This window comes from Pseudoduganella sp. R-31 (assembly GCF_049913235.1).
Lineage (GTDB): Bacteria > Pseudomonadota > Gammaproteobacteria > Burkholderiales > Burkholderiaceae_D > Rugamonas.
The window spans coordinates 3,777,212-3,788,759 of sequence record NZ_CP183986.1 but is presented as its reverse complement, the minus strand read 5'-3'; the positions used below and the strand labels follow the sequence as shown (position 1 = coordinate 3,788,759).

6 protein-coding genes and 2 pseudogenes are annotated in these 11,548 nt (G+C 63.0%); 3 read left to right on the top strand and 5 right to left on the bottom strand.

The genetic code is table 11. The features are described from left to right. Positions 1 to 2: 2 nt before the first annotated feature. Entirely contained in the window at positions 3 to 482 is a 480-nt protein-coding gene (locus tag ACN9MY_RS17170) for a hypothetical protein (RefSeq protein ID WP_426161660.1), read from the bottom strand. 61 nt (positions 483 to 543) lie between these two features. Continuing rightward, positions 544 to 4,314, bottom strand: coding sequence for a CHASE domain-containing protein (locus tag ACN9MY_RS17165; RefSeq protein WP_426335840.1), 3,771 nt, complete (start codon positions 4,312 to 4,314; stop codon positions 544 to 546). 94 nt (positions 4,315 to 4,408) lie between these two features. Here ACN9MY_RS17165 and ACN9MY_RS17160 point away from each other — a divergent pair, with 94 nt between their 5' ends. Continuing rightward, complete coding sequence (locus ACN9MY_RS17160) at positions 4,409 to 4,909, top strand: hypothetical protein (protein WP_426161658.1); 501 nt, start codon at positions 4,409 to 4,411, stop codon at positions 4,907 to 4,909. Here the strand turns inward: ACN9MY_RS17160 and ACN9MY_RS17155 are convergent. Both ACN9MY_RS17155 and ACN9MY_RS17150 read right to left on the bottom strand, forming a co-directional pair. Further along, the gene (locus tag ACN9MY_RS17155) at positions 4,906 to 6,873 is read right to left on the bottom strand and encodes a peptidase U32 family protein (protein WP_426318041.1); all 1,968 of its coding nucleotides are present in this window, start codon (positions 6,871 to 6,873) and stop codon (positions 4,906 to 4,908) included. The two genes, ACN9MY_RS17160 and ACN9MY_RS17155, sit on opposite strands and share 4 nt — an antisense overlap. Positions 6,874 to 6,906: 33 nt before the next feature. Continuing rightward, positions 6,907 to 7,815, bottom strand: a complete 909-nt coding sequence (locus ACN9MY_RS17150) for a LysR substrate-binding domain-containing protein (RefSeq protein ID WP_426335839.1) — start codon at positions 7,813 to 7,815, stop codon at positions 6,907 to 6,909. Positions 7,816 to 7,889: 74 nt separating this feature from the next. On the opposite strand from ACN9MY_RS17150, the pseudogene ACN9MY_RS17145 reads away from it, so the two are divergent. After that, positions 7,890 to 8,060, top strand: a pseudogene (locus ACN9MY_RS17145) (aldo/keto reductase); the annotation flags it as partial. A 25-nt stretch (positions 8,061 to 8,085) separates the two neighbouring features. Next, a pseudogene (gene dkgB, locus ACN9MY_RS17140) lies at positions 8,086 to 8,229 on the top strand (2,5-didehydrogluconate reductase DkgB); the annotation flags it as partial. 27 nt (positions 8,230 to 8,256) lie between these two features. Here the strand turns inward: dkgB and ACN9MY_RS17135 are convergent. Next, on the bottom strand, positions 8,257 to 11,430 hold the full coding sequence (locus tag ACN9MY_RS17135) for a di-heme oxidoredictase family protein (protein ID WP_426335838.1): 3,174 nt from the start codon (positions 11,428 to 11,430) through the stop codon (positions 8,257 to 8,259). Positions 11,431 to 11,548 lie beyond the last annotated feature (118 nt).

The following is an 11,548-nucleotide window of genomic DNA, read 5'->3' as shown; positions in this document are numbered from 1 at the left end:
AATCACATCAGTTTGAACTTGAGCTGCACGGAGAGAGCGCCATGCAAACGTTCCTTGTATGTAGGTACGATAGCAAAATTAACGCCAACGCGTTGATATTCCACGCTGATCACTGGAATTGCCGCGAGGAACCATCCGCCATCGCGCATTTTTGGATAGCCATCGAAGCCGCCGATCACGGCGCCGAGTCGCACCGGGCCGATTGCCCAGGGCTGGTAATACACGCCGGCGTAATTCGACATCTGGCGGTCGCTGTTGTGAAAGCGCCCTGCAGTCACTGAGGCAACAGTGGAAAAGCGGTATTCGGCCCCGAAGCCGGGATTGGTATCGTCGAAGCCTTTGTCGCGCTGGAAGTGATAGGAGTAGAAGCCCGGATTTACCCAAAGTTCGGATAACGGCTGGTTTTCAATCACGCTAAAGGTGTCGGCAAGCGCCGGCATCGACAGGGCAGCAAAGGTAGCCCCAATGAAAAGCTTTTTCATTTATTTCCAAAAATTTAATGACTGCCGGCCAATTATAGCGTTTGTGTCATTTCCTTAGATTTCAATTGCGGGCCTTGGCATGAACAAATTGCAAAATCGTTGTAATTAAGTCATCTCCATCGACTGGCTTGGCAACGAAGCCGTTCATGCCGGCGGCATCGCATTCGGCGCGTTCGCCGAGGGTGACGCCGGCGCTCATGGCAAGTACGGGCACGTCCAGGCCCAGTTCCTTGCGGATTGCCTGGGTGGCGCTGAAGCCGTCCATCACCGGCATTTGCACGTCCATCAGGACCAGGTCCACCGGCGGCTCGCCATGGCGCAGGAAATCGACAGCCTGCGCCCCGTTCTCGGCGATATGGACGTTGGCGCCGACCGCTTCCAGCATGCTGCGCGCGACCAGCTGGTTCAGCGCATTGTCCTCGGCCAGCAGGATAGATTGTCCTGTGAGCACCTTGCTGCCGCTGCTGAAGGCGCCCTGTTGGGCGCCTCCCTTGTCGGCCTGGGTGCTCAGGGCGTAGAACAGGGCGGAACGCGTCAGGGGGCGCAACAGCTCGGGGTCGGGCCGCGGGCCGCCCGTTGTATCCTGCGCGCCGCTGCGCACGCAGATACGTTGCGGCACATCGCTTGCACGCGCGGTACCGGCGAAGCTGCTGTCATAGATCAGCAAATCGTAATTGGCGCGCGCCAGGGCGGCGCCGATCCCGGCCGCGGAATCAACCGTGTCGCAGCGCCAGCCCCAGCGCGCAGCCAACTGCACCACGTCGTCGTGCAAGTGCGGCCCGGGGTCGGCGTACAGCACGCGCCAGTTGCGCTTCGCCCCGGTCAAAGCGTACGGGTCGGGCAGGTCGCCCTCGCGCAGCGGCATCAGGAAGGTGAAAGTGGTGCCGCGGCCCGGCGTGCTCGCTACTTCGATCGTGCCGCCCATCATCTGCACCAGGCGCTGGGAAATCGCGAGCCCCAGTCCGGTCCCCCCATAGCGCCGCGCCATGGAAGCGTCGGCCTGGCTGAACGGTGTGAACAGGCGTTGCAATTGCTCGGGGCTGATGCCGATGCCGGTATCGCTGACTTCCCAGCGCAGCATGCCGGGGTCGGCCGAATCGCGGCTGGCATGCACGGTGACGCTGCCGCTGTCGGTGAACTTGAGGGCATTGCTGACTAGGTTGAGCAGCACTTGCTGGATGCGCTGCACATCGCCGTGCAGCGAGACAGGCACGTCCGCATCCACGCACAGGGACAATGCCAGGCCCTTGTCGGCGCTGGTCATGGCCATCACGGCGGCCAGTGCGCACAGCACGTCCTCGACCAGGAAATCGTCGTCGACCAGTTCCAGCTTGTTGGCCTCGATCTTGGAGAAATCGAGCACATCGTTGAGCAAGGCAAGCAGGGAGCGGCCGGCACCGGAGACCATGTCGAGATATTGGCGCTGCTCGGCATTGAGCGGCGTCCGGGCCAGGATCTGGCTGACGCCCAGCACTGCATTCATCGGCGTGCGCAATTCGTGGCTGACGTTGGCGACAAAGGCGCTCTTGGCGGCGCTGGCCGATTCGGCCTGGGTCTTGGCGTCGTTCAGTTCCTTCTCGGCGGCCTTTTCGGCCGTGACGTCGCGCATGATCATGGCGTAGCCGATGCAGAGCCCATGGTCGTCGCGCACGGGGAACAGCTGTTTCAGGCCGAGGAAGGTGCTGCCGTCGCGCCGGCGGCGCAGCGAGGTCGCTTCATACTGGCCGTGTTCCAGGGCCAGGGTCATGCTGGTGATCGCATGGCTTTCGGTCGACAGGACCTTCAGGGGCTGGCCGACGATCTCTGCCGCCTTGTAGCCGAACAGCTTTTCGGCGCCATCATTCCAGGTGGTGATGGTGCCGGTCGGGTCGAGCAGCACGATGGCGTGGTTGCGGATGTGGGAAGTGAGCAGCTTGAAGCGCGCTTCCGATTCTTCCAGGCTGGCAGTCTGTTGCTCGAGCTGCTTTGCCGACTGGTCCTTGGCGCGCAGGGCAGCAATACGTTCATGCACCAGGTTGCGGCTGGCGCCGAAGAAGAGCAGGCTGATCAACGTGCCCATCACCAGCACCATGAAGGATTTGCCCTGGTCGACCGCGGCGTCGAACAGGGCGGTCGGGCGCACATTCAATGCCCAGGTCTGGCCGTTGTCGCCGACCGGCACGGACTGCAGGCTGGAAAGGCGGGTGAAGCTCTGTCCCCCGCTGCTGCCAGTGCTCGTGTACATCAGTTGCCCCTTGGTGTCCTGGAAGTAGACGTCGAGGCGCACCTCACGCAGGTCGCTGCCAAAGATGCCTTGCATGAGGTCGCCCATGCGGAAGGGACTGTAGACAAAGCCCTGCAATTCGCGATGTCCCGCGCTGTCTTTTCTATAAACCGGATTGAACATCAGGAAGCCGACCTGCTTGGGGCCTTTGATCTCCTGCACCAGCGTGATGGGGCCGCTGGCAGTCATTTTGCCCGTTTGCATGGCCGCAACCATGGCGTCCCTGCGCGTCGGTTCGGACATCATGTCGTAGCCGATCGCGAACTTGTTGCGTTCCGATTGCGGCTCCAGGTAGACGATTGCTGCATGCAGGTCGCGGTCGCCTTCCGGCCAGACCTTGATTTCCTTGTTCAGCGCGGCGACGGCGCCAGCTGGCGCAAAACGCGCATACCCCATGCCGAGCACGCCCGGATACTGCTTTGGCAGCTCCAGTCCGGTCACGAACTGCTGCCATTCTTCGCGCTCGACGCTATAGGAGGCATCGAACAGCGCCGTGCCGGCACGCAGCAGGGATTCGTAGCCCTCCATGCGCAGGCGTATGGTTTCGCGCACATTGTCCGCGGCACGCTGGAACCGCTCGCTGGTGCGGGATTCGGTGTCGTAGGTGATCCAGCCCCAGGCGCTTACGGTCAGCGTCATGCAGGCCAACAGGATCAGGATCGGGGTCCAGACGTAGCTTTCCGCGAGCCCGGGTTCCTCCTCCGTGGCCAGGACCCAGGCCAGTATGCTGCTGATCGCGAGGTAGGTCGAGAGCGAGAGCAGCGAATGGTGCAGGACGCCGGAAACAAAGGGCCCGTGGTCCATGACCGTGGCCGGTATCGCGATGCCGGAAATGATGGCGAGCGCGATGCGCACCATGGAACGCCAGCGCTTCACTGCCGCCAGGCCCAGGAAGAACAGCAGGCAGTAAGGCAGGAACTGGGCTGCGGCGAGATGCGAATCGCTCAGGAAGACAGCCAGCGTGGCAATCGCCAGCGCAGCGAGGAAGGCCCATTGGCCTGGCGACCATTGCGGCCAGGCTGGATGGGTGGGAATCGCCATCGCCAGCGGCGCCAGCAGCAACATTCCGAGGAAGTCGCCGGTCCACCAGGTGGCAGCGACTTGCCAGGTCAGTGCCGGCGGGATGATGCCGGACAGTTCGAGCGAGACCACGCCAACTGCCGCCGATGCAAGGGCGGCGACAGCAGCCACTGCGCCGAACTTGTATACCTCACGCTGGTTATTCAGAGCCATGCCGGCGATGCCAAGCCTCTGTGACAGCCAGTTGGCCACCAGTGCCTCTGAGGTATTGCCGATGGCAATCGTCAGCGAGACTGTCAGCAGCACCGGCAAGGAGGCGACGTTGTTGTTATGGAAGACAGCCAGGTTGGCGAAGAAGGCACCGGCGAGGATCGCAGGCCACAACTGCCGTCCAAAGCGCAACAGCAGCACCAGTGCGAAGCCCGATGGCGGCCAGATCGGGCTGGCATTGCTTTGCGCCAGTGCGAGCATCAGGCCAAGCCGCGCCAGCAGGTAATACGCTCCAGTAGCGAGCAGCAGGACTGTCAGCGTACGCAGGCGAAGTGGCATGGTGCGGAGAGCGGGTCAGTGGTGATGCCTTTATATCATGGAAGATGTACAAGGCTGAAATGAAGTTGTCACATTTGCCCCGTAGCATGTCAACATGCAATTGACTCCAGAAAATCGAATCCGCTTGCGCGGCACGGTATTTGGCAAGACCGAGGCGGGCCGGGTGGAATTTGTCCAGCGTAGCGCCGGGCTCTCGGCACGCCAGCGCTCCGTGCTGATCCTGATCGACGGCCAAAAGGCCTTCGGTGAAATCGAGACCTGGCTGGGTGAAGACGAAATGCTGGAGGCGGTGGAAGCCTTGCTGCGCAAGGGACTGGTGGGGATCAGTTCGGCGCCAGCGCCGGTGCCGGCGGCAAGCCATCCTGCCGCCATCGGTACGGCAGCGCTGGCGGCGGCACGCGAATTCATGGTGGCCGCAGCGCGCAAGCACCTCGGCCTGATGGCGGCCGACCTGGTGCGCCGCATCGAACATGCAAAAGACGAAAGCCAGCTGGCCGGCGTCATCGGCCTGTGGCATGTCTCATTGAGGGAATCGAAGACTGGCAAGCCCTGCGCCGAGGGCTTGCTGGCAGAAGCGCGCGCCTTGCTGGCTTAGTTCGGCCGCTTGCGGTGGAACACCAGCGGGCTGTATGGCACCGCCGATGGAGGAGGGGAGTTCAGGATGCCCGGCTTCATGGCGCCTACCACGTGCATCTCGCACGGCTTGCAATCGAAGCGCAGCGTATAGGTGTGGTCGCCGCTGACGAGCGTCATCGGTTCCGCCTTGACCTGGCCCTGCACCCCTTGCACGCCCTTGGCCTGTTTCGGGCACAGGTTGAACGAAAAGCGCAGGCAATGCTTGGTGATCATGAGCGGCACTTCGCCCGCTTCCTCGTGCGCCTCGTAGGCCGCATCGATCAGCGCAACGCCATGCTTGTGATAGAACTCGCGCGCCTTTTCGTTATAGACGTTGGCGAGGTAGCTCAGTTGCGTATCCGGATAGACAGCGCGCGGTTCGGCGGGCGCCTTGCGCTGTGGACGCTGCCAGGCCGCCAGCCGGGCCGCTTCATGCGCGGCCACCGCATCGCGGCGCAGGGCGTTGATTGCCGATGAAGGCACGAACCAGGGCTGCGACAGTTTCAGCTCCACGTGGTCGGCCACGAACATGGTGTTGCCCAGCTTCGCCAAGCTGGCGCGCAAGCCGCTTTCTGCCTGCTCGGCATTCTGTGCCGGCTGCAGCGCCATCGGCGCATCTGTGACGCTGACGATGCCGTCTTCATCGATGATCGAGAGGCGCAGCCCGCCCTCAGTCTCGGCCAGGGTCAGTTGCAGGCCCACGTGGCGGTCGGAAGACTTCTTGTGCAGCGCCGCTTCCCACTGGTGGTCGCGGTTGCGGTGGATCACGGTGCCGACTTTCAAGCCCGGCAGGGCCGCCATTTGCTCATTCGGGAACACGCGCCAGCGCTGGCCGTCTTCGCTATCGCCCAGCTTTTCGGCCTTGTTGGCCTGGATGCCGACCGTGGTGCGCTTGTTCATGTAATTCAAGCCGTCGCCGTTGGCCATCGGCGCATTGGTGATGACGTCGATATGGTCGCCGCCCATGCGCACCACGGTGCCCAGTTCCACGCCGACGTATTTCGGCGAATCGAAGGCGCCGATATCGTCCTGGCGGCCATTGGCGAAGTAGTCGGTGTGGCCGCGGTGGAAAGTCTTGTCGACGTCGGGCGTGAACAGCACGCGGGTGCGGCCACTGGCGGCACGGGCGAACTCGGGACGGCGCTCCAGCAGTTCATCGAGCAACAGGCGGTAGTGGGCGGTGATGTTCTTCACATAGCCCATGTCCTTGTAGCGGCCTTCGATCTTGAAGGAGCGGATGCCGGCATCGACCAGCGCTTCCAGGTTGGCGCTCTGGTCGTTGTCCTTCATCGACAGCAGGTGCTTTTCAAAGGCGACGACGCGGCCCTGGTTGTCGGACAGCGTGTATGGCAGGCGGCAAGCCTGCGAGCAATCGCCGCGATTGGCGCTGCGGCCGGTGTCTGCATGCGAGATATAGCACTGGCCGGAGAAGGCCACGCACAGCGCGCCGTGTACGAAGTATTCAAGCGGAGTATCGACCTGGGCGCGAATCTGCTTGATCTTCTCGAGCGTCAGTTCGCGCGCCAGCACCAGCTGCGAGAAGCCTACGTCACCCAGGAATTTGGCTTTTTCCACCGTGCGGATGTCGCACTGGGTGGAAGCGTGCAGCTGGATCGGCGGCAGGTCCAGTTCGAGCAGGCCCATATCCTGGATGATCAGCGCATCGACGCCGGCCTCGTACAGTTGCCAGATCTGTTTGCGCGCCAGGTCAAGCTCCGAATCGTGCATGATGGTGTTCATGGTCACGAAGATGCGCGAGCGGTAGCGGTGGGCGAATTCCACCAGCGAGGAAATATCCTCGATCGGATTGCTGGCGTTGTGGCGAGCGCCAAAGGCGGGACCGCCGATATAGACGGCATCGGCGCCGTGCAGGATGGCTTCGCGGCCAATTTCCGCGGTCTTGGCTGGCGCCAGCAGTTCGAGCTCGTGATCAAGCAATGACATTCTGAGATAACCCTACAGTTGCAAGGGTGGATATTATACCGGCTCGCTGAAGGCGCGATCGCCCAGTTTTTCCTTCATGTAGTCGACAAACGACGCGATCCGCGCCGACAGTGCCGTATTGCGGTAGTAGACGGCATTGATCGGTTGCCGAACCTCCAACGTTTCTTCGGCCAGGACTTGTACCAGGCGGCCGGACTTGCGGTCGGCATTGCTCAGGAAGTCCGACAGGCAGACAACGCCGGCGCCGTGCAGCGCCAGGTGCAGCAGGGTTTCGCCGCTTGAGGTGTAGATGTCCGGCGTGACGTGCACGGGCTGGCCGTCGGCGTCCTCCAATGGCCAGTCGTTAAGGGTCTCCGGCTGGTTGAAGCCCAGGATCGTGTGGTTGGCCAGGTCTGCCACGTTGGCCGGCGGGCCGTGCTTTTCCAGGTAGGCGGGACTGGCGAGGATGCGCAGGCGGCCGGTTCCGATCGGCGTCGCGTGCAGGGTCGAATCGCGCAGGCGGCCGATGCGGAAGGCGACGTCGGTACGCTTTTCCATCAGGTCGGTGATGCCTTCATTGCTGTTCAGTTCAAGCTCCACGCGCGGGAAACGTTCGCGGTAGCCGTTCACCAGCGGCACGATGACGTGCAACATGAAGGGCGTCGACGCATCGATGCGCAGCCTCCCGGCTGGGCCCTGGCGGCGCAGCGACATCTTCTCTTCGGTTTCCTCCACCTTGGCGACAATGGTGCGGGCGCATTCGAGGAAAGCCTTGCCTTCCTCGGTCAGCTCGAGGCGGCGCGTGGTACGGCGGACCAGCGTGGTTTCGAGTTTCTCTTCGAGACGGGTCAGGGTGCGGCTGGCTGCGGAAACCGTCAGTCCCAGGCGTTCAGCGGCGGCGCTGATCGATCCTGTGGCCACAATGGCAATAAAGGCCTGCATTTCGTCAAGGGTAGTCTTCATATCTTTGATTATTGCTCAAATGTCTTTCGCGGAAAACCCGCCTTTTCCGCAAAAGTCTTGAAGCTAGAGTGGCAGCCGAAGTCGGCCAGGCTGTCGCCGAATCCGGCGTCGCCCGCAAGGAGCTGTTCCTGACCACCAAGGTCTGGAACGACAACTTTGCCGCCGACCGGCTGGTCGCCAGCCTGGAAGAATGCCTGGCCAAGCTGCGCACAGATTACGTCGACCTGGCGCTGATCCACTGGCCGCTGAGCAAGGTGCCGGTCGAACAATACATCAACCAAGCGCGAAAACCTGGCCAGAAACCTCCAGGCCACCGGCCTTCAACTGACCGCGCAGGACATGGCCGACATCGCAGCGCTGGAACGCAACTGCCGCATGGTCAACCCGGAAGGCCTGGCGCCGGCCTGGGACTAACGCCCCGGGCCGGCACGGCTGTCGTACTTACAGCGATTTCAGGAAGGCCAGCAAGGCTTCACGGTCCGCCGGGGACATGGCGGCGAAGCGCTGGCGCGAGGCCTCACCCTCGCCGCCGTGCCACATGATGGCCTCGGTCAGGTTACGCGCACGGCCATCGTGCAGGTAGCCGGCCTTGCCGCCATTGCCCATCACCTTGTCGGTATAGCCGATACCCCACAACGGCGCGGTACGCCACATGCCGCCACTGGCCTGGCCTTCGACAAAATTGTCGGCCAGTCCGGCGCCCATGTCGTGCAGCAGCAGATCCGTATAGGGGCGGATTACCTGGTTGCGCAGCTCCGCCAGCAGATGTCCAGGGCCGGTGCGCATTTCCACCGTATGGCATGCCGAACAACGCATGGCCTGGAACAGGCGCGATCCGGCGCCTACTTGCTGCGCGTCGACGCGCAATTCTTCGAGCGGCGCCACGCCTTTCGGGAAACCGCTTGGCAGGCTGCGCTGTGCAGGAACGGCGACCAGGGCCAGGTACTGCGAGATCAGCTGTAGTTCGGCCTCGCTCACACCGCGCTGTGCAGTGGCAGTTTTACAGCCGGCAGGGTCGCTGCCGCAACTGCGATTCGGGTAGACCGGCGATGTCACTGCCATGTCCTGCAACAGTGCCGCTGCGGCCTGGTGGCGCAGCGTTGCCTTGGCGGCTTTCCAGCCAAAGCGGCCCAGGCGCACCGCGCCGGTTTCGGGATCGAAGACGAAGTTGGCGATGCCTTTGACGCCATCCGCATCCGGGGCGCTGCGGACGCGGGCCAGGATATCGGCTTCGGGAACCGCTTCCAGCAAGCCGGTGCCGATCATCGGCTGCGCGGCGCGCAGTGACGCAATCTCCGGCGCCGGTCCTTCATAGGCGAGCAGGGGCTTGCGCAATTCCACTGCCGTGCCGTCGGCCAGCGTTACCGAGCGTGCCTCGAAGCCGGAAACTCGCACGCCGGTGCCCCAGTTCTGTGGAGCGCCGGTGCTGGAGAAGGCGTTCATCTGCACCGCGGTTCCGTACAGAGGGTGCGGCAACTGCTGGCCGTCCGCTCCCGTCACGGCGACCCGCACCGACATGGTGTCCAGCTTCTGGTTGACGGCAAATGGCGCCGGGCTGCGGCCATTGTTGACGTGGCATCCGATGCAGGCCGACTGGTTGAAGCGCGGGCCTTGCAGGCCCACGGCAGGTGTGTAGCGGTCGTTGCCGGCTTCATTATGGTCGCCCGTGGCGAAACTGGTGTGGATCAGGCGGCGGCCTTCGACAAAGCGCTGCATATTCTGCATGCCTGCATTGTTCTGCGGCTGCTGGAACATGAACAGGCCGTTGTCCGAATAGTTGTAGGACACCGAACCAAGGCCGCCCGACAGGGTCTCCGGCGGCAGCGGCACCGAATTGAGGCGCGGCTGCACGCCGTACCATGGGCGCAGGCCGGTGCCGACCACATAGATCCATTCCGCAGAATAGTAGCGGATGCCGCCGCTATCGCCCTTGCCGAGCATGGACTCGGTAGTGGAAAACATGGAGGGAGAAACTTCGATCGCATCGCCCAGCACCAGCGGCCGCGCCGGGATATTGCTGCCATTCGGGAAGCCGTCTGCATCGAGCCCGTTCATGCCGGGATACTGCTTGACCAGCAGCGTGCAGGCGCCATTGATGCCTCCCGGGGCCGAGAGCTGGCCGGCCGCAGGGTAGGGCGTCGGTTTGCATACCTTGACATTGTGATCGACCAGCTCCCCCGGCGCCATCCAGCCATAACCGGTGACGCCCGGGCGGTCGATGGCGCGGAAGAAGGCAATTCCGCCGGACAGGAAATCGACCGTCGTGTACTGGTTGACGACCAGGGTAGGCTTGGTGACGCCGGGAACGCGGCTGTTGTCGACGATTTCAACGCCCCAGGTGCGGTTCTTGAAGTACTGCGGCACGAAGGTGAGGTAGTTGCCGGGGCCTTTATCGACAGCCTGTCCGGTTGCCGGATCGACGGTCTCGTTCGGGCCGTAGCCGATTTCATTCCACTCCTCGCCGCGCTCGCGGCCGTGGCGTGCGAAACCGCGTGCGCCGAAGCGGGTGACAAGGGTGCCGTCCGCCAGCGTGAATTGCAGCGTCTCCAGTGGAGATGGCGCCGCTGGCAACGGCACCATATCCTGGCCGCTGGCCGGGAAGCGCAACGCCGACGTCGCGCCGGGCTGCAAGGTGTTGTCGCTGCCCGGCGACTTGAACTCCACCTCGAACAGCGAGTAGCCGTATTGCGTTGCGCGGGCAATGCCCTGCATGCGGACATAGCGGGCATTGATGCCGAGGTTGAAGAATTCTTCCGTGCCGCCCCGGCCGTTGCTGACCAGGCGCAGTTGCGACCAGTTGCTGCCATCGTCTGAGACGAGCAGGGAATATTGCTTCGCATAGGCATTTTCCCAAGCCAGCTTCATATAACCGATGGCGGTCCGGGCGCCGAAATCGAACTGGATCCAGGCGCCATCCTCCCTAGCGCTGGCCCAGCGCGTGCTGGCCAGCCCGTCTATCGCGGCGGAGGCCGACATGCCCGCGTTCTCCACCGAGGACGAAGTTGCGGCGAGCGGCTTCACCGCAACGCCAGGCGCAGCAGGGTCGCCAGGCAGCGGTTCCGGTTGCGGTGTCGGGGTGGGGGAGGCCGGCGTGCCGGAGAACGCCTGGATCTCGACGATCGAATAGCCGTATTGGGAGGAGCGCTTGATACCCTTCATGCGCAAATACCGGCCCTGGCCAGCGAGGCCGGACCAGTCCTCGGTGCCGCCCTGGCTGTTTTGCACGGACTTGATCGTGGTCCAGGTAGCGTTGTCATCGGATACCTGAAGCTGATATTCGCTTGCGTGGGCATTTTCCCAGGCAATCCTGACGCGGTTGATGGCGACCGGCTTGCCAAAATCCAGCGTCAGGTACTGGTCGTCGGTAAAGCCGCTGCTCCAGCGCGTGCCGTCGCTATGGTCGATGGCCGCAGCGGCAGACAGGTCGCCGCGTTCAACCGCAGAAGCGGTGGCGCCTGCCGGCGTCAAGGCAATTTCCGTTGTTTGCACCGCGCTCTCGGCCTTGAGCACCGTTCCCGGTGCCGTACTGTCGCTTCCATTACCGCCGCCGCAAGCTGCCAGCAGCGTGGCGAGGGCAAGGGGCAAGCCGCGGGTGATCCTGTGTTTGGTGAACATGACGCCTCCGTAAGTGGAATCCTTTCCAATTGCTGGTAGGCAATATTGTCCATCTGGACACCAAAGTCAAGCGTGCGTTGCACTTGATAGTTATGAAGCCTGGGCTCATTGCCATCAG